At 66.7% G+C, this 22,966-nt stretch carries 17 protein-coding genes; 7 read left to right on the forward strand and 10 right to left on the reverse strand.

Annotated elements, in window-relative coordinates; all coding sequences use genetic code 11:
• Positions 1-50: 50 nt before the first annotated feature.
• Positions 51-1,217, reverse strand: a complete 1,167-nt coding sequence (locus I6H87_RS25670; RefSeq protein WP_011617185.1) for an acyl-CoA dehydrogenase family protein — start codon at positions 1,215-1,217, stop codon at positions 51-53.
• A gap of 255 nt (positions 1,218-1,472) precedes the next feature.
• On the opposite strand from I6H87_RS25670, the gene I6H87_RS25675 reads away from it, so the two are divergent.
• From I6H87_RS25675 to I6H87_RS25700, 6 genes are all read left to right on the forward strand, one after another.
• A complete protein-coding gene (locus I6H87_RS25675) occupies positions 1,473-2,777 on the forward strand; it encodes an acetyl-CoA hydrolase/transferase family protein (protein WP_041688095.1) in 1,305 nt (434 codons plus the stop codon).
• Between the two features lie 41 nt (positions 2,778-2,818).
• Positions 2,819-4,027 carry an acetyl-CoA C-acetyltransferase gene (locus tag I6H87_RS25680; RefSeq protein ID WP_011617187.1) on the forward strand — a complete coding sequence of 403 codons (1,209 nt, stop codon included), beginning with the start codon at positions 2,819-2,821 and terminating at the stop codon, positions 4,025-4,027.
• Between the two features lie 119 nt (positions 4,028-4,146).
• The gene (locus tag I6H87_RS25685) at positions 4,147-5,133 is read left to right on the forward strand and encodes a Bug family tripartite tricarboxylate transporter substrate binding protein (protein ID WP_011617188.1); all 987 of its coding nucleotides are present in this window, start codon (positions 4,147-4,149) and stop codon (positions 5,131-5,133) included.
• A gap of 51 nt (positions 5,134-5,184) precedes the next feature.
• On the forward strand, positions 5,185-6,342 hold the full coding sequence (locus I6H87_RS25690) for an acyl-CoA dehydrogenase family protein (protein WP_011617189.1): 1,158 nt from the start codon (positions 5,185-5,187) through the stop codon (positions 6,340-6,342).
• A 96-nt stretch (positions 6,343-6,438) separates the two neighbouring features.
• Entirely contained in the window at positions 6,439-7,737 is a 1,299-nt protein-coding gene (locus I6H87_RS25695) for a CaiB/BaiF CoA transferase family protein (RefSeq protein ID WP_011617190.1), read from the forward strand.
• A gap of 142 nt (positions 7,738-7,879) precedes the next feature.
• Positions 7,880-9,412 (forward strand): class I adenylate-forming enzyme family protein, encoded by a 1,533-nt coding sequence (locus I6H87_RS25700; RefSeq protein ID WP_011617191.1) that lies wholly within the window; start codon positions 7,880-7,882, stop codon positions 9,410-9,412.
• A 14-nt stretch (positions 9,413-9,426) separates the two neighbouring features.
• Here the strand turns inward: I6H87_RS25700 and I6H87_RS25705 are convergent, their stop codons facing one another.
• The 5 genes from I6H87_RS25705 to I6H87_RS25725 all read right to left on the reverse strand — a co-directional run bounded on the left by I6H87_RS25705 (position 9,427) and on the right by I6H87_RS25725 (position 15,121).
• Positions 9,427-10,329 (reverse strand): LysR family transcriptional regulator, encoded by a 903-nt coding sequence (locus I6H87_RS25705; protein WP_011617192.1) that lies wholly within the window; start codon positions 10,327-10,329, stop codon positions 9,427-9,429.
• A gap of 149 nt (positions 10,330-10,478) precedes the next feature.
• Entirely contained in the window at positions 10,479-11,075 is a 597-nt protein-coding gene (locus I6H87_RS25710) for a helix-turn-helix transcriptional regulator (RefSeq protein WP_011617193.1), read from the reverse strand.
• Positions 11,076-11,711: 636 nt separating this feature from the next.
• Positions 11,712-13,886: a xanthine dehydrogenase family protein molybdopterin-binding subunit gene (locus tag I6H87_RS25715; RefSeq protein ID WP_011617195.1), complete on the reverse strand. Its 2,175-nt coding sequence runs from the start codon at positions 13,884-13,886 to the stop codon at positions 11,712-11,714.
• A gap of 9 nt (positions 13,887-13,895) precedes the next feature.
• Positions 13,896-14,354, reverse strand: coding sequence for a (2Fe-2S)-binding protein (locus tag I6H87_RS25720; RefSeq protein ID WP_011617196.1), 459 nt, complete (start codon positions 14,352-14,354; stop codon positions 13,896-13,898).
• On the reverse strand, positions 14,351-15,121 hold the full coding sequence (locus I6H87_RS25725; protein ID WP_011617197.1) for a hypothetical protein: 771 nt from the start codon (positions 15,119-15,121) through the stop codon (positions 14,351-14,353). The genes I6H87_RS25720 and I6H87_RS25725 overlap by 4 nt, the downstream gene beginning before the upstream one ends.
• A 237-nt stretch (positions 15,122-15,358) precedes the next feature.
• Here I6H87_RS25725 and I6H87_RS25730 point away from each other — a divergent pair, with 237 nt between their 5' ends.
• Entirely contained in the window at positions 15,359-16,264 is a 906-nt protein-coding gene (locus I6H87_RS25730) for an adenylate/guanylate cyclase domain-containing protein (RefSeq protein WP_011617198.1), read from the forward strand.
• Positions 16,265-16,330: 66 nt separating this feature from the next.
• Here the strand turns inward: I6H87_RS25730 and I6H87_RS25735 are convergent, their stop codons facing one another.
• The 4 genes from I6H87_RS25735 to fba all read right to left on the reverse strand — a co-directional run bounded on the left by I6H87_RS25735 (position 16,331) and on the right by fba (position 22,928).
• The gene (locus tag I6H87_RS25735) at positions 16,331-16,528 is read right to left on the reverse strand and encodes a hypothetical protein (protein WP_011617199.1); all 198 of its coding nucleotides are present in this window, start codon (positions 16,526-16,528) and stop codon (positions 16,331-16,333) included.
• A 44-nt stretch (positions 16,529-16,572) separates the two neighbouring features.
• Complete coding sequence (locus tag I6H87_RS25740) at positions 16,573-19,347, reverse strand: ATP-dependent Clp protease ATP-binding subunit (RefSeq protein WP_011617200.1); 2,775 nt, start codon at positions 19,345-19,347, stop codon at positions 16,573-16,575.
• A 129-nt stretch (positions 19,348-19,476) separates the two neighbouring features.
• Positions 19,477-21,750: an FdhF/YdeP family oxidoreductase gene (locus tag I6H87_RS25745; RefSeq protein ID WP_010809301.1), complete on the reverse strand. Its 2,274-nt coding sequence runs from the start codon at positions 21,748-21,750 to the stop codon at positions 19,477-19,479.
• A 140-nt stretch (positions 21,751-21,890) separates the two neighbouring features.
• Positions 21,891-22,928 carry a class II fructose-bisphosphate aldolase gene (fba, locus tag I6H87_RS25750; protein ID WP_010809300.1) on the reverse strand — a complete coding sequence of 346 codons (1,038 nt, stop codon included), beginning with the start codon at positions 22,926-22,928 and terminating at the stop codon, positions 21,891-21,893.
• Positions 22,929-22,966 lie beyond the last annotated feature (38 nt).

Raw genomic sequence — 22,966 nt, forward strand, 5'->3', positions numbered from 1 at the left:
TTCCATCTGGCCAGCCCCTTGATTGTTGGGGCTGGCGCGCCGTCCATCGCTCAGAATGAGCGCGGCAGGCCCAGGACGTGTTCGGCGACGAAAGAGTAGATCAGGTTGGTGGAGATCGGTGCCACCTGGTACAGCCGCGTTTCCCGGAACTTGCGCTCCACGTCGTATTCGCAGGCAAAGCCGAAACCACCGTGGAACTGCAGGCAGGCGTTGCCGGCTTCCCAGCTCGCCTTGGCGGCCAGGTACTTGGCCATGTTGGCCTGGGCCCCCATGGGCTCGTGCTTGTCAAACAGCTCACAGGCTTTCCAGCGCATCAGGTTCGCCGCTTCCAGTTCGATAAAGGACTCGGCGATCGGGAACTGCACGCCCTGGTTCTGGCCGATGGGGCGGCCGAAGACCTCGCGTTCCCTGACGTACTTGGTCACGCGGTCGATGAACCAATAGCCGTCGCCGATGCACTCGGCCGCGATCAGCGTGCGCTCGGCGTTCAGGCCATCGAGGATGTACTTGAAGCCCTTGCCCTCTTCACCGATCAGGTTTTCCTCGGGGATTTCCAGGCCCTCGAAAAACAGTTCATTGGTCTCGTGGTTGACCATGTTGGGGATGGGGCGCACGGTCAGGCCCTTCTTCTGCGCCTCGTGCAGGTCCACCATGAAGATGGACATCCCCTCGCTCTTCTTCTTCACGTCGGCCAGCGGCGTGGTGCGCGCCAGCAGGATCATGAAGTCGCTGTGCTGGACGCGGCTGATCCAGACCTTCTGGCCGTTGACGACGTAGCGTCCGTCCTTCTTGACCGCCGAGGTCTTGATCTTGGTGGTGTCAGTGCCGGTGGTGGGCTCGGTCACGCCCATGGACTGCAGGCGCCATTCCCCCGAGGCAATCTTCGGCAGGTACTTGTCCTTCTGTGCCCTGGAGCCGTGCCGCAGCAACGTGCCCATGTTGTACATCTGGCCGTGGCAGGCGCCGGAGTTGCCGCCGCAGCGGTTGATCTCTTCCATGATGACCGAGGCTTCGGTCAGACCCAGGCCGGAACCACCGTACTCCTGCGGAATCAGCGCCGCCAGCCAGCCCGCCGCGGTCAGCGCATTGACAAAGGCCTCGGGATAGGCGCGCTGCTCGTCCACCTTGCGGAAGTACTCATCGGGAAACTCCGCGCAAAGCGCGCGGATGGCGTCGCGGATTTCTTGGAAGTTGTTCGATTGGGTCTGTTCGATCATGGCGCTTGGCTTGCGTTCGGTCTCTGGCGGACGGCCGCCTCCTTGTGATAACCGCAATAGTCGCGGCGTTCGGCCGGTTGGACAATCAGCCTTTCCGAAAGCGCGCCTTCCACCGGGGTTAAGGCCTGGCGACGGTTAAGGCCTTTCGCTTTCGCCAAAGTCCGCCATTGGCATTGTCAAATAGCGCAAACCACGCTTTGGGAACATGCTCCGGGCTATCCGGCGCATGCGCCGACTGACCGCTGCCCCGTGGACATGCACACCCTCGCCTCCCGCCTGCAAGCCCTGATCCGCCCCGGAGACCATATCTGGTGGGGGCAAGCCACCGCCGAGCCGCTGACGCTGACGCGCGCACTGGTGGAGCACCGCCACGCCATCGCCCAGGGCGGACGGCTCAGTGTCTTTGTCGGCATCGGGCAGTCAGACACGCTGCAGCCGGCCCAGGCGGATGTGCTCGACTTCTTCGGCTACGCCGCCAGCGGCCCGCACCGGCAACTGGCCAGGGCCGGCGTGCTGGACATCGTGCCCAGCCACTATTCGCACCTGCCCGGGCTGATCCGCCAGGGCACGCTGCGGGCGGACGTGGCGCTGGTGCAGGTCTCGCCCGCCGACGAGCAGGGGCGCCACAGCCTGGGGCTGGTGCATGAATACCTCCCCGCGGCGCTCGACCGCGCCCGCGTCATCATCGCCGAGGTGAACCCTGAGGTGCCTTGGACCCACGGCAGCCGCTACCTGAGCGCGGACGATATCGACCTGCAGATCGAAGCGCTGCACCCGCCGATCAGCCTTGACCGCAGCGCGCCCGGCGCGGCCGAACAGGCCATCGCCCGTCACATCGCCGGCTGGGTGGAGGATGGCGCCACCCTGCAGATGGGCATCGGCAACCTGCCAGAGGCCGTGGTCGCTGCGCTGAATGGCCACCGCGACCTGGGGCTGCACAGCGGCGCGATCGGCGACGGCATTGCGGCGCTGGCCGAAGCCGGGGTGCTGACCAACGCACGCAAGAGCATCGATACGGGCGTGGGCATCGCCGGCATCCTGATGGGCAGCGAACGGCTGCGGCGCTGGGCCCACCGCAATCCGCAGCTGCAGCTGCGCGAGACCGCCTATACCCATCACCCCGAGGTGCTGGCCAGCGTCGACAAGCTGACCGCCATCAACTCCGCCATCGAGGTCGACCTCACCGGCCAGGTGAACGCCGAAGTTGCCGCCGGCGTCTATGTCGGCGCCGTCGGCGGTGCCGTGGACTTCCTGCGCGGCGCCGCGCGCAGCCGCGGCGGCCTGCCCATAGTCGCGCTGCCAGCAACCGCCAAGGGCGCGAGCCGCATCGTGGCCCAGTTGTCCGGCCCGGTCAGCACGCCCCGCTCGGACGCGGGCCTGATCGTCACCGAACACGGCGTGGCCGACCTGCGCGGCCAGACGCTGTCGCAGCGCGTGCGCCGCATGCTGGACATTGCCGCACCCGAACACCGCGCGGACCTGGAACGCCAGGCCCACGCCCTGCTGCGTCAGTGCGGCGCGGCCTTCGTGGCCCTTCCCGGGCACACGCTGGCCAACTGACTTACTTGCTCATCCCAACACAGAGTTCCAAGGAGACTTCCATGCGCAGAGCTGCAATCGTCACTCCCCTCCGCACGCCCGTCGGCACCTTCGGCGGCAGCTTGCGCCCGGTGCCTGTGGAGGAACTGGCCGCCACCGCCGTGCGCGCCGTGGTGGAACGCAGCGGCATCGATCCCGCGCGTATCGACGACGTGGTCTTTGCCCAGTCCTACGCCAACAGCGAAGTGCCCTGCGTCGGCCGCTGGGCCGCGCTGCAGGCCGGCCTGCCGGTCGAGGTGCCGGGCATGCAGCTGGACCGCCGCTGCGGCGGCGGCCTGCAGGCCATCGTCACGGCCTCGATGATGGTGCAAAGCGGCGCCGCCGACGTGGTGATCGCGGGCGGCGTCGAGAGCATGAGCAATATCGAGTACTACACCACCGACATGCGCTGGGGCGCGCGCTCGGGCAATGTGCGCTTCTTCGACCGCCTCGACCGTGGCCGTGAACGCTCCCAGCCGGTCGAGCGCTTCGGCAAGATCTCCGGGATGATCGAGACCGCCGAGAACCTGGCGCGCGACTACGGCATCAGCCGCGAGGCGGCCGATGTCTTCGCCGCCCGCAGCCACGCACGCGCCGCGGCAGCCTGGGAGGCCGGCCGCTTCGATGCCGAGGTCGTGCCCGTGCAGGTGCCCCAGCGCAAGGGCGATCCGGTGCGGTTCGCGCGCGACGAAGGCTTCCGCCCGGAAACCACGCGTGAAAGCCTTGGCAAGCTGCGCACGCTGATGCCGAACGGTACCGTCACCGCTGGCAACGCCAGCCAGCAGAATGACGCGTCGGCCGCCTGCCTGATCGTGGCCGAAGACAAGCTGGCCGAACTGTGCCTGACCCCCATGGCCTCGCTGGTGGGCTGGGCGGCGGCCGGCTGCGAGCCCTCGCACATGGGCATCGGCCCGGTGCCCGCGGTGAAGAAGCTGCTGGCGCGCCTGAACCTGACGCTGGACCAGATGGACCTGGTCGAGCTGAACGAAGCCTTCGCCTGCCAGGTGCTGGCCGTGCTCAAGGGCTGGGAATGGCATGACCAGGATGCGATCGAGCAGAAGCTGAACGTGAACGGCTCGGGCATCTCGCTGGGCCATCCGATCGGCGCCACCGGCGTGCGCATCCTGGCCACGCTGCTGCATGAACTGCAGCGCCGTGGCGGCCGCTATGGCCTGGAAACCATGTGCATCGGCGGCGGCCAGGGTATTGCCGCGGTCTTCGAACGCTACTGAGAAAACCCACTCCATTCACCGTACAGCCCCCGTGCGCGACGGCGGGGGCTGAGCCTGCCTTTTGCCTTTTGCTTTTCGGCTTTTGCCATCGGCTCTTTGCTTTACGTAGGAGAAGTATCTTGATTTCCACCTCACGCCGCCACGCCATGCTGGCCGCCCTGGCTCTGTGCGGCGCAACCCTGGCTACTCCCCCTGCCTCGGCACAGCCCAACGGCCAGCCGGTGCGCCTCGTGGTCGGCTACGCGGCCGGCGGCCCCGCCGACCAGGCCGCGCGCCTGTTTGCGGTGGCGTTGGGCAAGGCGCTCAACGCCAACGTCATCGTCGACAACAAGCCCGGCGCCAATGCCACGCTGGCCGGCTATGAAGTGGTCCGCGCCAGGCCCGACGGCGCCACGCTGTGGTTCGCCGCCAGCGCGGCGCTGACGGTCGCGCCCAACATCATGAAGAGCCTGCCGTACGACCCGGCCAAGGACCTCGCCCCGGTGGCACCGGTGGCGCGCTACTACAACATGCTGGTGGCCAACGTCAAGGAGCCGTTCAAGGGCACCCAGGACCTGGTTGCCTACGCCAGGGCGCATCCCGGCAAGCTCAGCTACGGCTCCTCGGGCGTCGGCAGCTCCAACCACGTCGCCATGGCCCTGTTCGCCCGGCAGGCGCAGGTCCAGCTGAACCATATTCCCTACAAGGGCAATGCCCCGGCCATGACCGACACCATCGGCGGCCAGATCGACGTGATGTTCGATATCATCAGCACCGCCAGCGGCTATGTGCAGAGCGGCAAGGTCAAGCCCATCGCCGTGGGCTCGCCCAAGCGCAGCGCATCGCTGCCCGGCGTGCCCACCTTCCGCGAATCCGGGATTGCCGGCCTCAAGGACTACGAAGCCGGCGGCTGGTACGCCATCTACGCCCCCAAGGGCGTAACCCCCGAGCAGACCCAGAAGCTGGCCGCAGCAGTGCGGCAGGCCGTGGAAGACGTTGAGCTCAGGAAGCGCTATGCCGAACTGGGCTACGAACAGTGGAGCGGCACCACGCAGGATGTCGTGAACACCGCCGCGCGCGAGCGCACGCAGTGGGCCAGCGTGCTCAAGGGCGTGACGCTGGACTGATGGTCCCGCCCCCTCGAACCGACACCGACCCGACACCCAGGAAGAACCGACATGATCCGCGATAACGACATCCTCGAAGCCCTGCTCGACAGCGTGCGCCGCTTTGTGCGCGAGCGCCTGGTGCCCGCCGAGGCGCTGGTCGCCGAGACCGACGAAATCCCGCAGGATATCGTGCAGGACATGCGCGAGATGGGCCTGTTCGGCATGACCATCCCCGAGGGCTTTGGCGGCCTGGAGCTGACCATGGAGGAGGAAGTGCGCGTGGTCATGGAGCTGTGCCAGACCTCGCCGGCCTTCCGCTCGCTGCTGGGCACCACCGTGGGCATCGGCTCGCAGGGCATCCTGATGGATGGCACGCCGGAGCAGCAGGCCGCGTGGCTGCCCCGCCTGGCCACCGGCGAGATCCTGGCCTCCTTTGCCCTGACCGAACCGGATGCCGGCTCGGACGCCGGTTCGCTGCGCACCACCGCGGTCAGGAATGGCGACCACTACGTGGTCAACGGCACCAAGCGCTTTATCACCAACGCGCCGCAGGCCGGCATGTTCACGCTGATGGCGCGTACCAACCCTGAAATCAAGGGCTCGGCCGGCGTCTCGGCATTTATCGTCGATGCCAGGACGCCCGGCATCAGCTTCGGCAAGCGCGACGTGAAGATGGGGCAGAAAGGCGCGCATACCTGCGACGTGATCTTCGACAACGTGCGCGTACCGGCCGAGAACCTGATCGGCCTGAAGGAAGGCCAGGGCTTCAAGACGGCGATGAAGGTGCTCGACAAGGGCCGGCTGCACATTGCGGCGGTCAGCGTCGGGGTGGCCAGGCGCGTGCTGCGCGACGCGCTGAACTACGCACTGGAGCGCCAGCAGTTCGGCCAGCCGATCTGCGAGTTCCAGCTGATCCAGGCCATGCTGGCCGACAGCCAGGCCGAGCTTTATGCCGCCGAATGCATGGTGATCGACGCCGCGCGCCGCCGCGACGAAGGCAGGAACGTCTCCACCGAAGCCTCGTGCTGCAAGATGTTCGCCACCGAGATGGTGGGCCGCGTGGCGGACCGCGCGGTACAGATTCTCGGCGGTTCCGGCTATATTTCCGAGTTCGGCATCGAGCGCTTCTACCGCGATGTGCGCCTGTTCCGCCTGTATGAGGGCACCACGCAGATCCAGCAGGTCATCATCGCGCGCAACATGATCCGTGAGGCCCGCGGCGCGTAAGCACCGCGCCCCGCGCCAATACACCTGAACCATGCCCGCGCGCAACGCTGCCCGTCCCCAGGACGGGCAGCCTGCCTTGAGACCGCCTGACCTGACATGACAGATTCCACCGCTACGCCGGCCGCTGGCCTTCCTCCCCCCTCCGCCCGCACCGGCGCCCTGAGTCACCTGCGCGTGCTCGATCTCTCGCGCGTGCTGGCCGGACCGTGGTCAACCCAGAACCTGGCGGACATGGGCGCCGACGTGATCAAGATCGAAAAACCCGGCGAAGGCGACGATACGCGCCACTGGGGGCCCCCTTTCCTCGCCGACGAGGCCGGCGCGCCGACCCGGCAGGCTTGCTATTTCACCGCCGCCAACCGCAACAAGCGCTCGGTCACCGTGGACATGGCCACGCCCGAGGGACAGGAGCTGATCCGCGAGCTGGCCCGGCAGAGCGATGTGGTGGTGGAGAATTTCAAGACCGGCGGCCTCAAGCGCTACGGGCTGGACTATGACAGCCTGAGCGCGCTCAACCCGCGCCTGATCTATTGCTCGGTCACGGGGTTTGGCCACACCGGACCCTACGCGGCGCGGCCCGGCTACGACCTGCTGATCCAGGCCATGAGCGGCCTGATGAGCATCACCGGCCACGCCGACGGCGAGCCCGGCGGCGGCCCGATGAAGGTAGGCGTGGCCGTGATCGACCTGTTCACCGGCATGTACGCCACCACCGCGATCCTGAGCGCGCTGGAAGCGCGCCACTTCACCGGCCGCGGCCAGCATATCGACATCGCCCTGCTGGATGTGGCGATGGCGGTGCTGGCCAACCAGGGCGCGGGCTTCCTGAACGCCGGCGACGTGCCGCGGCGCCAAGGCAATATCCACCCTAGCGTGGTGCCCTACCAGGACTTCCCGACCGCCGACGGCAATATGCTGCTGGCCATCGGCAACGACGGGCAGTTCGCACGCTTCTGCGACGCCGCGGGCGTGGACTGGGCGCGCGACGAGCGCTATGCCACCAATACCGGCCGCGTCAACAACCGCAAGACGCTGATCGCGATGATGATGGAGCTCACGCGCACCCGGTCCACGGCGCAATGGGTCGCGCTGCTGGAAGCCAATTCCGTGCCTTGCGGCCCCATCAACAATATCGCCCAGGCCCACGCCGACCCCCATGTGCAACACCGTGGCCTGCGCGTCGAGCAAGAGCGCTATCCGGGAGCCCAGCCGCCCGCCGGCGAGCCAGTGAACCACGTGGTCACCACGGCCAGCCCGCTGCGCCTGTCAGAGACGCCCCCGACGCTGCGCTACGCCCCGCCCGCGCTGGGCCAGCACACCGACGAGGTGCTGCGCGACTACCTGAAGCTGAGCCCGCAGCAACTGGAAGCACTGCGCGCCAGGCGCGTGGTGTAAGCGGCCAGGCGGCTTTCGGCAGACAAGAAATCCGCCTTTGCCGATTACCGATTGCACCGTGCAACGGGCGCACATACACTGGCGCCGTTCGGCTGGCCCCCGCCTCGCCGAACGGTTTTTCCAGCACAAGGATTCCCGCGAGATGCCACCGGACCGAGACACCCCACCACGGATCAGCGACATCCCTCGCCGCTGGGCCGCCGAGACCCCCGGCCATGTGGCCGTCTTCGAGGAAGGCCGGACCACCACCTATGCGCAGCTGTGGGCGGGCATCGAGGATGCGCAGCGCTACCTGCAAGCGCAGGGCGTGGGCACCGGCGATCGGGTGCTGATCACGGCCGAGAACTGCCTGGCGGTGATCACGCTGGTGTTCGCCTTGTCGGAACTGGGCGCGTGGCCGGTCGTCGTCAACGCCCGCCTGTCGGAGCGGGAAATCGAGGTGATCCGCGCCCACTGCCAGCCGCGCCTGATGCTGTTCACCCACGCGGTGTCGCCCGATGCCCTGCGGCACGGCGTGCGCTACCGGGCCAGGGAGATTGCCCCGGCCGGCCTCGGCCCGCTGATGGCGGGCGCTGTCGACGAGGCCGGCGAGCGCGAGCCTGAAGCGCTCGCGCGTGATGTCGCCGCGTTGATCTATACCTCCGGCACCACCGGACAGCCCAAGGGCGTGATGGTCACCCACCGGGGCCTGCTGCACTTTGCGCGCGTCACGGTCGAGTCGCGCCGCATGCAGGCAGACGACTGCGCCTATGCGGTCATGCCGATGTCGCATGTGTTCGGGCTGGGGACGCTGCTGGTCTCGACCCTGCAGGCCGGCGCCAGCCTGTACCTGAGCGCGCGTTTCAATGCCGCTGATGTCACCGCCGCGATCCGGCAGGGTGCGATCACGCTGCTGCAGGGCGTGCCGACAATGTTCAACCGCATCGTCGCCCATGTGCGGGCAACGGGCACGCCCCTGCAGGCTTCGCCGCGGCTGCGCTATCTCTACACCGGCGGCGGGCCGCTTGATCCGACGCTCAAGCACGACGTCGAGGCGATGTTCGGCCAGCCGCTGCACCATGGCTACGGCATGACCGAATATGCGGGGTCGCTGTTCGTGACCCGCATGGACCGGCCGCGCACCGATTGCTCGGCGGGCGAGATCGTCGAAGGTGCAGAGCTGCGGGTAGTCGGGCCGGAGGGCAAGCCGGTGCCGCAGGGGCAACCCGGCGAGCTATGGATCAGGGGGCCCGGCGTGATGCGCGGCTACTACCGCGCACCGGACCTGAGCGCCGAGGCCCTGCGGCCCGACGGCTGGCTCAATACCGGCGACATCGGCCGGCTGGACCCCGGCGGCGCGCTGTTCATCGTCGGCCGCACCAAGGACCTGATCATCCGCTCGGGCTTCAATGTCTACCCGATCGAAGTCGAATCGGTCATCAACACGCATCCGTCCGTGCGCGTATCAGCCGTCATCGGGCAGCCCACCGCGGACGGCAACGAGGAAGTGATCGCCTTCGTCGAGATCAGGGATGGCGAGAAATTTGACGCGCAGGCGCTGCACGACTACCTGGTCGACCGCCTGTCGCCGTACAAGCGCCCGGAGCGGATCCTGCGCGTTGCCTCGATCCCCACCACGGCCAGCGGCAAGCTGCTGAAGCACCAGCTACGGCAGATGCTGGCGGACAAGGCCTAGTCCGCCGGGCGCCCTCAGTCCTGGCGCCCGAGTCCGTCCTCGACCAGCAGGTCCACCAGCTTGCGCGCAAACAGCGGCAAGGCGCCGAGGTCGGCCACGCATATCTGCAGCTTGCGCTCGGCCCATTCATCGTTGAGCTGGACGATGCGCAGCGCCATCGTCTTCGCATGGCGGCTGGCGGTAGTCTCCGGCAACACGCCGACGCCGACATTGGCCTCGATCATCCGGCACGCGGTCTCGAAGTTGCTGACCTGCACGCGCCAGCGCAGCGTGCGCTGCAGGTCGGTCGCGGCCCGCAACAGGAAATTGTGGATCGCGCTGGCCTCGGGCAGGCCGATGAAGTCGTAGTCCAGCGTATCGATAAAATCCACGCTGCCGCGCTCGGCCAGCGGATGGCTCAGCGCGGTGGCCAGCACCAGGCGGTCGCGCCGGTACGGCATCACCTCCAGCCCTTCCGTGCGCACGTTGCCGGCAATGATGCCGATATCCACCATGCCCTCCTGCACCGCGCGCACGATATCCGGGCTCAGGCGCTCGTGCATGTCGATGGTCACGTCCGGATGGCTGACGAGATAACTGCGCAGCACCGCCGGCAGGAATTCGCTCATCGCGGTGGTGTTGGCGAACACGCGCACATGGCCTTTCACGCCCGCCGCATATTCCTGCAGATCGCCGCTCAGTTGCTCCAGCTGGCGCAGCACGCGGCGCGCGTGGGCGAGCAGGGTCTCCCCCGCCCCGGTCACCTTCACGCCCTGGCTGCTGCGGCTCAGCAGCTTGACGCCGACGTGTTCCTCGAGGTTCTTGATGCGCGTGCTGGCCGCGGCCAGCGACAGGTGCGAGCGTTGCGCACCGCCGGTCAGGCTCTGGGCCTCCGCAATATGCGTGAACAGTTTCAGGTCGACCAGATCAAAGCGCATGACATCATTCCGCAGCGTAAGGGCGGATTATCTCGCAAAGCGCGGCGTTCAGTACACTCTGGCGGGCGCAATTCGCAGTGGCCGGCACCCTCGCATCCGGGACCTGATCCCGGATCCTTGCGAACGTCCGGTAGATTTTTGGGAACGAGTCAGGCGACGGAGCGCCGCCGCTGCGCTGCGCGCGCGACCGCCAACCGGCTGGCAGCTTCCATCGATAAGCCGAAGCGGTCGTAGAAAGCGCAGTCCAGATCACTGCTGGCTGGCCAGCCGACGCGCCGCCGGGCATCGCCAATGCCGGCATCACCGGCCATGACCTCGAACAGCAACCGCATCAGCCGTTGCGTGCGGCACAGCTCGGTCAGCGCCGTGCCCTGCGAAAACAGCATGCGGCGCAGCTGTGCCGTGGACATGCCCAGCCGTTCCGCGATAAACGCGGCATTCCAGGCGTAATGGGGTTGCAGGAAGACCCGCTTGCAGATGCGGTGGTGCAGGCATTCCTGCTGCGCCGCGGGGATCATGCGCTGGATTTCGAGGGTGCACGCGGCCGGCTGAGTGCTGCTGCCATCCAGGTGCAGCGCAAAGGTTTCAAACGGTTCGATGGTGAGCTGCTGGCCCGGCAGCAGCACACGCTCATAGCCGCGGCGCCTGAGCACCAGCCTGCCGTGGGCCGCAGAGACCGCCAGCGGGAAAGCCAGCAACAGCCGCTGCAGGCTGACGTGCATGTGGGACTGCAGATGGACGTGCATGGTGGCTCGGGATGCGGACAGGATCAGACTGCATGATCGCCGCTAATCGGATTGCCCGCCTCTGCCATTTCCGAATGCACCGTTCACCGCCGCCCCATGGCCGTTCGTGTACGATGGACTCCCGCACTGCCGAATCAGAAGCCCGTTGCGTCAACCCGCGCCAGTGCTGACTTCTCGTGCATGCCAGAGGAAACGCCGGATCCGGCATACCCCCGTCAACGTGTACGGGTTCTCGTCGTCTCGGGCAAGGGACAGTGAGCACCTGCGCGAAGCAGTCCAACGAATTCGCGCTCAAGTCAGTGCAGTCTCGCTATTTCCGCTTCTAATACGGGAAAGCGCTGGCCGAATTCACTGATAAGTGGTTGATTTTCCGGAAAACGCAGCCTCACGAATTCCGGATCCTCGCACTTCAACGGCCATTGTGATGGATAAAACCGAAGGCGCCGCTTGATGCGGATCCTGGCTAGACCACCCCTCACCCCGGCCCTCTCCCCATGAGGGGAAAGGGAGAACATCTTGCTTAGGCTGGTTCCGGTGGCTTTGGCGCACCCAAGACTGTTGGCATTTTGTCTGGGTGCTCGCTCTCCCGCTTGGGGAGAGATCACCGCACGCAGGCCATGCCGACTTGCTCGAAGATCACGCGGTGAACGGCAGGCTGCGATGCCGCTTGCCGGTGAGCGCCGCGACGGCGTTGGCCAGTGCCGGTGCGATCGGCGGCACCGCGGTCTCGCCAATGCCGGTCGGCGGGTCGGCCGATGGCACGATGTGCACCGCGATCTGCGGCGGCGTGTCCGCATGCGTCGCCACTCGGTAGTCGTTCCAGTTGCCTTGCTGGACCACGCCATCCTTCAGCGTGATCTGGGCTCCGGGCAGCGTGGTGCCCAGCCCCATCATCATGCCGCCCTGGACCTGCGCCTCGACCGTGCGCGGATTGATCGGCATATTGCAGTGGACGGCCGCGGTGACCCGGTGCACCACCGGCTGGTTGCCGCGCATCGAGGCCTCGACGATGTAGGCCACCACGGTGTCGAACGATTCATGCACCGCCACGCCCCAGGCACGCCCGGCCGAGAGACGCCGCTTGCCGTAGCCCGAGCGCTCGACCGCCAGGTCCAGCGCCGCCAGGTGACGCTTGTGCTCACGCAGCAGCGTGCGGCGGTAGGCCACCGGATCGATCCCGCCGGCGCGCGCCAGTTCATCGACCAGAGTCTCCATCACGTAGGCCGTGTGCGTGTGCCCCACCGAGCGCCACCACAGCACCGGCACATTGACCTTGGGGTGATGGATCTCGAGCGCGATCGGGAACGGATAAGGACTGTCGCTCACGCCCTCGACCATGGTCGAGTCGACCCCGTTCTTCACGGTGAAGGACTCGAACGGCGTGCCGCTGGTGATGGACTGGCCGACGATCACGTGCTTCCAGGCCAGCACCTTGCCCTTGCCATCGTGGCCGATGTCAACGCGGTGCAGGTGCATCGGGCGGTAGTAGCCGCCGCGCACGTCGTCTTCGCGCGTCCAGATCATCTTGATCGGCTCGCGCCGGCCGGCCGCGTAGCGCGCCTTGGCCACCTGCGCGGCCTCGAACAGGTAGTCGGACGTGGGCACGGCACGCCGGCCGAAGCCGCCGCCGGCCATCATGGTGTTGAATGTCACCTGTTCCGGCTTCAGGCCGAGCACGGCTGCGACGTTGGCCTGGTCGACGGTCTGGAACTGCGAGCCGGCCCACACCGTGCATTGGTTGCCGCGGAAGTCGATGGTGCAGTTGAGCGGCTCCATCGGCGTGTGCGCCAGGTAGGGGAAGACATACTCGGCGGTGAGCTTGTGTGGCGCGGTGGCAAGCGCCGAAGTGTCCGCCGCCTTGGCCTGCACGCCGGGCCTGGCCGCCAGCTCGCGATAGCGCGCCAGCAGCGCATCGCTATCCGGCTTCTCGACGCCGCTGCTGTCCCATTCCACCTGCAGCACCTCGCGCGCCGTGCGCGCGGGCCAGAAGCCATTGGCCACGATCGCCAACCCGGTCGCGCCGCCGGCCAGCGGCACCTGGTAGACCTCTTCCACGCCGGCGATGGCCCTGGCACGCGCCGGGTCGAAGCGCGCGACCCTGGCGCCGAACACCGGCGGATGCACCATGACCACGGTACGCGTGCCGGGCAGCGCCGTGTCGATGCCGAACTGCTGCCTGCCGGTGGACTTGTCGCGCGCATCGAGCCGGCCGGTGGGCTTGCCGATCAGCCTGAACTGCTGCGGCGACTTCAGCTGCACGCTTGCTGGCACCGGCTCGGCCAAGGCCGCGGCGGCCAGCTCGCCGTACGTGGCCCGGCGGCCGTCGGGCGCGGTCACCACGCCGGCCTCGGCCTTCAGCTGCCCGGCCGGGACCCCGAAGCGCCTGGCGGCCGCCCCGAGCAGCATGGCGCGCATGCGCGCGCCGACCTCGCGATACTGGGTCCACGAGTTCTTCATGCTGGTCGAGCCGCCGACCATCTGGATATGGAACACCGGATCCTTATAGGCCTCGCCGGCCGGGGCCAGCTGGCAGCGCACCGTGCTCCAGTCCGCGTCCAGTTCCTCGGCCACCAGCATCGGCAGTGCCGTCTGCACGCCCTGCCCGAACTCAAGCTTGCCGATCGTGACCATCACGGTGCCGTCGGCATCGATACTGATGAAGGCCGATGGCTGCACTGGCGCCTTGGGCTGCGCGGCCGCCTCCGTCTGCGCGCCAAGCGGAACGGCACAGAGCGCGAAGCCCGAGCCGAAGCTCAGTTTCAGGAAGGTCCGCCGGTCGATGCCGCCGCTTGCCTGCTGCATGAGTCTCATGGCATCTCCTCAGCCGATAGCCTTGGCTGCATCCTTGACCGCGGCATGGATGCGCGCGTAGGTGCCACAGCGGCACAGGTTGGCGCTCATGGCCTGTTCGATGTCGGCATCGGTCGGGCGCCGGTTGACCCTGAGCAGCGCCACCGCCGACATGACCTGGCCGCTCTGACAATAGCCGCACTGCGTGACGTCGTTGCGCACCCAGGCCTCTTCGACCGCGCGCCCCACCGGGTCCTCGCCGATGCCCTCGATCGTGGTGAGCTGCCGGCCGGCGATGGAAGACACCGGTGTCACGCACGCGCGGCGCTGCTGGCCATCGACATGTACCGTGCACGCGCCGCACACGGCGATGCCGCAGCCGAACTTGGTGCCGGTCAGGCCCAGCGTGTCGCGCAGCACCCACAGCACCGGCGTGTCGCCGGGCACGTCAACCTGCTGGGTCTTGCCGTTCAGTTGAAAGGAAATCATGGCTGGCTCCCGTTGCTGGTGCCTTTCGTCTGGGTCAAGGCGCCTGATCCGGCGATAGCGCGCAGGTTCTTCAGCAAGGCTTCGTCGGCGGCGGCGCGTGTAGGGCCGGCAGAGGTGCGCAACGGCTCGCGCGTATCGCACGGCGCGCCGTTGCGTATCCACTGGCGCACCTGCTCGTCGAACGCGGGCTTGTCCAGCGGCGGCAATTCACGCCCCGGCCCCGGTTGCCAGCCCCAAGCCACCAGGTGGTCGGTCACCATGTGTTCTTCGAGCATCGCCAGCGAACGGCCGCCATTGGTCCTGGTGTCCCGGAAGACCTTGCATAGCGCCGGCCCGGACAGGCCCAGCCATGACATCTTCATCTTCGCCGGCGGCATGTGCCAGCCCGGCTGGCCATTGGTATCCAGCCCGGGCGGCGCATGCGCGAGCGGGCTGTTCTGGGTGCCATGGCACGTGGCGCATTGCAGCGGCGGCACGCCCTTGCCGTCGGTGCCTCGCTGCACCGGTGGAAAATGCACCCGTTTCGCATCGCCCTGCAGCGGGCCGTCCGGCACGTGGCAATTCAGGCAGCGGGCATGCAGCAGCACACGCTCGATCTGCGCGAAGGCCTGCAGCCCCGCATTGCGGTCCGGCGTGGCCGACACCTGCGTGGGCTGGAAGGATCCGCCGGGCCCGGCAGCGAAGGCAAGCACCGGAAGCGTCAGGACCGACCCCGCCAAGAGCTGGCGAATGGCGGCGACGAGGGGGTTGCGGGCGTCATGCTTCATGGAGCCTCCTCCTTCACCGTCGTCGGCGTGCTAGATCGTTGTAGTGCCTGATGCGATCCCTGGCAAGACGAAACGGCAGCAGAGGCCCCAGGCGCCCGGATCGGCAAGCAGCACTTTTGCGGGATGGTCACCAGCGCTGCAATGTCGCGATGAAGTTCTATGATGCAGAATCATGCAGACGAAGCGCACTGCCGATCGAAGGCATGGCGCGCTCCGATCAAACGGCCTGTGATGCATATGGACCAAGATTCGCGACAAGACGCCTCTGATGGATCGGTGATGTTCGCGGACGTCTGCGACAGCACCAGGCTCTACGAGCAGGCCGGCGATGCGGCGGCGCTTGGCGCAATCCGCCAGTGCCTGGCGCTGATGAAGTCCCACTCCGCGGCCGCGCAAGGCCGGGTGGTCAAGACCATCGGTGACGAAATCATGGTGCTGTTTCCCACCGCGGAGAATGCGATGCGGGCGGCACTGGACATGCAGGAGGCCGTCGCCGGGCTGCCGCCGATCATCGGCGCTCCGCTGGCGATCCATATCGGCTTTCACCATGGCCCGATCCTGTCGGATGAATCCGGCGACCTGTTCGGCGACACCGTCAACCTCGCCGCCCGACTGGCCAGCCTGGCGTCGCGGGGCCAGATCATCACCAGCAAGAACGCGGTGGAGCAGCTCTCAGCAGGGCTGCGCCAGATGACACGCTACCTGTATCCGATACAGGTGCGCGGCAAGCACCAGGTGATCGAGCTGTACGAAGCGATCTGGCAGCAGAGCATCGACCTGACCCTGGTGGCCCCGGTGGATCTTGCATTGGCCCGCTCGGCACTGCTTTCGCTGCGGTATCGGGAAACCGTCTTCGAAATGAACACCGCCTCGCCGCCTGTCACCATCGGCCGGGACACGACCATGAGCATTGTCGTCACGGACCGGCAGGTTTCGAGATTCCAGGCGACGGTGGAGCCGCGCGGCGGCCGCTTTGTCCTGATCGACAGAAGCTCGAACGGCACCCATGTGAAGATCGATGGCGAAAGCGCGCTCATCCTGCGCCGTGACGAAATCACGCTCAGGGGTCATGGCTGGATTACCTTTGCCCAGCCGAAAGAATGCATCGACGAAGGTATCGAGTTCTTTGTCGACGAGAAGTAATGCTGGCAGGAAGGAAGCCGCGCGGCCGCAACCCATAGGAGCAGGCCGCGGCCCGCGCGTGGCTGCTTACCCTCCCAGTTCCTGGAAGGCGTGCCCGTTGGCTTCCAGACCCTTCAACATGCCAGGTGGCAGTGCGCTCTCCGGAACCGTCCCTTCAAGTTGCCACTCCTTTGCGTCGGCGAGGTCCTGAAGTCGTTCCCCCTTGCGCACATAGAGACCCAGCGTCGGCTTCAGCAGATTGATGTAAAAGTCGTACTCCTGCATTTGCGAACCTCCCACGAAAGTCGTGATTGCCCTGGCTCTTGCGCTCAAGCGCCGGAGTCTCCTGCTGCGACGGTGCTGTCCGCCTTCCTGGGTGCAGCGCCCTTGGCGGCAGCTTTGCCTGCCTTCGGCTTCTTGACGGCTTCCATCTTCCTGAAGACCACGGCTTCGCTTGCCTTGTCGTAGCCAAGCTCGACGCTGTCGCCTGATTTCAGCTTGTCGCCGAGGATCTCCTTGGCCAGGCCGGTCTCGACCGATTGGCGGATCTGGCGCCGCAGTTCCCGCGCACCAAACTCAGGCTGGTAGCCCACCTCGACCAGGTGATCGACCAGCTCATCATCGAGCTTGACCGTGATGTCCTGCGCGGCGGCGGTGCGCACCACACGCTCCAGCTGGATCTGCACGATCGCGCGGATGTTCTCGCGCGACAGCGCATGGAACACGATGATGTCGTCGATTCGGTTCAGGAACTCGGGCCGGAAGTGTCCCTTCAGCACCTTCATCAGCGCCTCGCGCAAGTCCTTCTCAGGCATGCGCTTGTCCTCGGGCTGCTCCAGGTTGTCCATGATGATCGGCGCGCCCAGGTTGCTGGTGGCGATGATGACGGTATTGCTGAAGTCCACCACGCGGCCCTTGCCGTCGGTCAAGCGGCCGTCGTCGAAGACCTGCAGCAGTACGTTGTTCACGTCCGGGTGGGCCTTCTCGATCTCATCCAGCAGGATCACGCTATAGGGCTTGCGCCGCACGCGCTCGGTCAGCTGCCCGCCTTCGTCATAGCCGACATAGCCCGGCGGCGCACCGATCAGCCGGGCCACCGCATGGCGCTCCATGTACTCGGACATGTCGATGCGGATGATGGCCTGCTCGTCGCCGAACACGGTTTCCGCCAGGGCCTTGGCCAGCTCGGTCTTGCCAACGCCGGTCGGCCCGAGGAAGAGGAAGGTCGCGATCGGGCGGTTAGCCTGCCCCAGGCCTGCGCGCGACAGGCGCACCGCATCGCTGACCGCGACCACCGCGTCGTCCTGCCCCACCACCCGCTCGCGCAGCCGCGCTTCCATTTTCAGCAGCTTCTGGCGCTCTTCCTGGGTAAGGTCGGTCACCGGGATGCCGGTCAGGCGCGACACCACTTCGGCAATGGCCGCAACCGTCACCTCCAGGGTCTCCGACCCCGTCTTGCGCTGCCACGCCTCGGTCAACTCGTCAAGCCGCTTCTGCTTGTCGTTGATGCGGTCCTCGAAGCCCTTGGCCTCGTCAAAGCGCTTGCGCGACGACGCATAGTCCTGCTCGCGCTTGAGCTGGGCGATCTCGGCCTCCAGTTCCTGGATATCCGCGGGGCGTGAGGTGGCGCCGATGCGCACGCGCGCCGCGGCCTGGTCGATCAGGTCGATGGCCTTGTCCGGCAGGAAGCGCGCGGTGATGTAGCGGTCCGACAGTTCCGCCGCGGCCACAAAGGCGTCGTCGGCGAAGGTGACCTGGTGGTGCGCCTCAAGCTTGTCGCGCAGGCCGCGCAGGATGACGATGGTCTGCTCGACGGTCGGCTCCGGCACCAGCACCGGCTGGAAGCGCCGTTCCAGCGCCGCGTCTTTCTCGATGTACTTCTGGTATTCGTTCAGCGTGGTGGCGCCGATCAGGCTCAGTTCGCCGCGCGCCAGCGCCGGCTTGAGCACGTTGGCGATATCGAGCCCGCCCTCGCCGCCGCCCTGCCCCGCGCCGACGATGGTGTGCAGTTCGTCGATAAACAGGATCAGTTCGTCGTTCTTGGCGGTGACCTCGTCAATCAGCTGCTTGGCACGCTCCTCGAACTCGCCGCGGTACTTGGCGCCCGCCACCATCGAATTGATGTTCACCTCAACCAGGCGCTTGCCGCGCAGCACCTCCGGCACATCGCCATTGACGATGCGCTGCGCCAGCCCTTCCACGATCGCGGTCTTGCCCACGCCAGGCTCGCCAATCAGCACCGGGTTGTTCTTCTTGCGCCGCGCCAGCACTTCGATCGCGCTCTCGATCTCCTGCGCACGGCCCAGCACCGGATCGAGCTTGCCCTGCCGCGCGATCGCGGTCAGGTCGCGCCCGAACTTGTCCAGCGTGGGCGTGCCGGTGGGCGTATCGACGCGGCCATCCTCGGCGCCCTTGCCGACCACCTTCACCACCTTCTGGCGCAGTGCCTCGGGGGTGACGCCATACTTCTTGAGCAGCGTCCCGGCGATGCTTTCCGGGACCGAGGCCAGGCCGATCAGCAGGTGCTCGGGGCCAACGTAGGAATGCCCGAGGTCGCGCGAGGCCTGGAAGGCATACTGGAAGGCCTTCTTCAGCCGCGGCGAGATCGTCATCCGGTCGATGGCCGCGTCAGGCCCTGCGGTTCCGGTCTGCGCGTGCTCGTCGATATAGCCCCTGATATCCTGCGGCGAGAGCTTTAGCTCCTTGAGCAGCGCCGAGCAGACATCGGTATCGGCGAGCACGTAGAGCAGGTGCTCGGTGTCCAGCTCATTGCGCCGCAGCTCGTGCGCCTTCTCCGCGGCGCGCTGCAGCAGTTCCATGGTCTGCTCGCTGAAGGCATCGGTGGGGTCGACGGATTCGCGCGGGACTTCGGTGGAGAATCCGGGATGCTCGTCGTCATCCATCCCGCCTCCCATTCCTCGGAAGAAGCGGGACAGCCCGCCGCCACCCAGCAGGGAGTCGAACGGGTTGAGCATGTCCTGGTGGCGCAGCAGCTGCCGGTAGTCGTAGTCGCAGATCGACATCGTCTTGCGCTCGCCGTCCTGAACCACCGTCACCCGCGCCACGGCGGGACGTGCGTTGCAGATTTCGCATAGGGTCGGCATGATGGACTTTCCTCCACAGGTAGGTCGCATTGCTTCAACAGAGGGCCGTTGCGCGCGCTCGGGGCCGCGCACAACGGCGCTGGAAAGCGGGCATGAGCCGTGCTTACGTGATGGTGGGCTCGCCTGCCATTACGTCACCTCCGAACGCACCACGCGCACGGGCACTGACTTGTAGGACGGGGTGCCGCTGTCCTCGTCGATGTAGTCGAGCGGCACCAGCCTGTTTGCTTCCGGATAGTAGGCAGCGACGGAGCCAGGCGCAATTTCATATTCGATCGCAGTGATCTTCTCGAAACGCAGCTGCCGGCCCGCGGCGATGGTCTCGATGTCGACCAGGTCGCCATGCTCCAGGCCGCGCGCGGCCAGGTCGGCCGGGTTCATGAACAGCACGTCGCGCCGCCCGAACACGCCCCGGTAGCGGTCGTCCATGGCATAGATGGTGGTGTTGTACTGGTCATGGCTGCGGATGGTCACCAGCCGCAGCACATCGTCGGCATGGACTTGTTTGTCTTCATGCAGCCCCTTGAACACGTAGAACTCGGCCTTGCCCGACGACGTTTCCCATTTGCGCTCGGTTGGTGGCAAGGGCATGCGGAATCCGCCAGGGACCCGCACGCGCGCGTTGAAATCCTCAAAGCCGGGCACCGTCTTCTCGATCAGGTCGCGGATCCTGTCGTAGTCGGCGACGAGCTCCAGCCATGGCACCTTGCTGTCAGGCAGGGTCGCGGTGGCAATGCCCGCCACGATGGCCGGCTCGGAGCGCAGGAATTCCGACGCCGGCGCGAGCTTGCCGGCCGAGGCATGCACCATCGACATCGAATCCTCCACCGTCACCGATTGCGGCCCGGTCTCCTGCACATCCAGTTCGGTGCGGCCCAGGCAAGGCAGCACATAGGTCTCCCTGGCCACCAGCAGGTGCGTGCGGTTGAGCTTGGTCCCGACATGCACGCTCAGGTCGAGCTTGCCCATGGCCGGGAAGCACTGCTCGGGATCGGGCAAGGCGACCGCGAAATTCCCGCCCAGGCAGAACAGCGCCCTGGACTTGCCATCGATCATCGCCTGCATCGCGTTGACGGCATCGTGCCCGTGTCCGGCGGGCGGGCTGAAGCCGAAGGTGTCCTCGATCCGCTGCAGGAAGCCGGCCGACGGCTTCTCGGTAATGCCGACAGTCCGGTTCCCCTGGACATTGGAGTGGCCGCGCAAGGGGCAGATGCCGGCGCCGGGCTTGCCGAAGTTGCCGCGCAGCATCAGCAGGTCGCACAGCAGGCGCACATTGGCCGTGCCTTCGTTGTGCTGGGTCACGCCCATGCCATAGGTAACGATGGTGGCATTCGACTTGGCATAGGCCGCCGCGACCAGTTCCAGGTCCGCACGGGTCAGCCCACTGGTCTTTTCAATATCCGCCCATTCGGTCGACCGCAGATCGTCGGCCAGCGCCTCGAAGCCCTCGGTGTGGACCGCGATGAAGTCGTGATCCAGCACATTGCCCTGGCTGGCTTCCAGGTCCAGCAGCGCCTTCATCACCCCCTTGATGGCGGCGGCGTCGCCACCGGCGCGGACCAGGAAGTAGGACGACGCAATCCGGGTGGAACCATAGGTGGCCATCTCCACCATGTTCTGCGGGTCGGCAAAGCGCTCGAGCGCCCGTTCGCGCAGCGGGTTGAACACCAGGATCGGCACCTTGCGGCGCGACGCCTCATGCAGCGTCCCCATCATGCGCGGGTGGTTGGTGCCCGGGTTGTGGCCGATCGAAATGATCAGCTCGCAGGTGTCAAAGTCCTCCAGCGACACCGTGCCCTTGCCGATGCCGATCGAGCGCGGCAAGCCCACGCTGGTGGGCTCGTGGCACATGTTCGAGCAGTCGGGGAAGTTGTTCGTGCCATATTCGCGCGCGAACAGCTGGTACAGGTAGGCGGCTTCGTTGGAAGCCCGGCCCGAGGTATAGAACTCGACCTGGTCGGGCGATAGCCCGCGCAGGATTTCGCCGATGCGGGCGAACGCGGCCTCCCATTCCACCGCGCGGAAGGTGTCGGTGGCGCGGTCATAGACCAGGGGATGCGTCAGCCTGCCAAAGTCTTCGAGCTCATAGTCGGTCCGGTTCAACAGCGACGACACCGTATTGGTTGCAAAGAACTCGGGAGGCACCCGTTTGGTGGTTGCCTCCCACGTCACGGCCTTGGCGCCGTTCTCGCAGAACTGGAAGGTCGACCGGTGCTCCTTGTCGGGCCATGCGCAGCCGGGGCAATCGAAGCCGTCGGGCTGGTTGGTCCGCATCAGCGTGATCGGCGCCTTGACGGTATCCATCTGCGTGCGGATCGCCGTGGCAGTTGCCTTCAGCGCCCCCCAGCCGCCGGCGGGACCGTCGTACTTCCTGATACCGGGCACTTCGCGTCGATTGGCCATGTTTGCTCCTTGTGCCGCGCCAGGTTGCTGGTGACGGCGTTGGGGTTAGTCACGCGAACAACTCCTGCTGCCGGTTTGCACCCCTCGCCCGCTCGCGGGAGAGGGGTGCGTGTGCCTGGGCTCGTGGTGCGGATGCTCCTTCAGGAATAGAGCTTCGCCACCCGCTCCAGCGGCACCGGCTTGATCCGCGAGGCCTGCCCGGCGCAGCCGAAGGCCTCGAAGCGCAGCTTGACCACGCTTCTCGCCCCCTTCTTGGCCGCCAGCAGCGCCTTGCGCGGATCGAATTCGCTGCGGTCGTCGGACAAGGACTTGCGGATGGCCCCGGTCATGGCCAGGCGGATATCCGTATCGATATTCACCTTGCGCACCCCCATCTTGATGCCGCGCAGGATCTCCTCGACCGGCACGCCGTAGGTCTCCTTGATGTCGCCGCCGTACTGGCGGATGATCTCCAGCCATTCCTGCGGCACCGAGCTGGAGCCGTGCATCACCAGGTGGGTGTCAGGGATCTGCTCGTGGATCTCGCGGATGCGGTCCATCGCCAGGATGTCGCCGGTGGGCTTGCGTGAGAACTTGTAGGCGCCGTGGCTGGTGCCGATGGCGATCGCCAGTGCATCCACGCCGGTGCGGGCAACGAAGTCGCGCGCCTGGGCCGGGTCGGTCAGCATCATGTCGTGCGACAGCGTGCCCGCCGCGCCCACGCCGTCCTCTTCGCCGGCCTGGCCGGTTTCGAGCGAGCCCAGGCAGCCCAGTTCGCCTTCCACCGACACGCCGATCGCATGCGCCATCTCGCACACGCGCCGCGTGACCTCGACGTTGTAGTCGTAGTCGGAGGGGGTCTTCATGTCTTCGCGCAGCGAGCCGTCCATCATCACGCTGGTGAAGCCGGAGCGGATCGAGGCCTGGCAGATCGCCGGGCTGGAGCCGTGGTCCTGGTGCAGCACGATGGGGATATCCGGATGGGTCTCGGCCGCGGCCAGCACCATATGGCGCAGGTAAGCCTCGCCAGCATACTTGCGGGCGCCGGCCGAGGCCTGCAGGATGACCGGGCTGTCGGTTTCCTGGGCCGCCTCCATGATGGCGTGGATCTGTTCCAGGTTGTTGACGTTGAAGGCCGGCACGCCGTAGCCGAACTCTCCCGCGTGGTCCAGCAGCTGGCGCAAGGAAATGAGTGCCATGATGAAGCTCCTTTACTGATTGCAGAATCGGTGAGGTC

Origin of the sequence: Cupriavidus necator, assembly GCF_016127575.1 — a bacterium.
Taxonomy (GTDB): Bacteria; Pseudomonadota; Gammaproteobacteria; order Burkholderiales; family Burkholderiaceae; genus Cupriavidus; species Cupriavidus necator_D.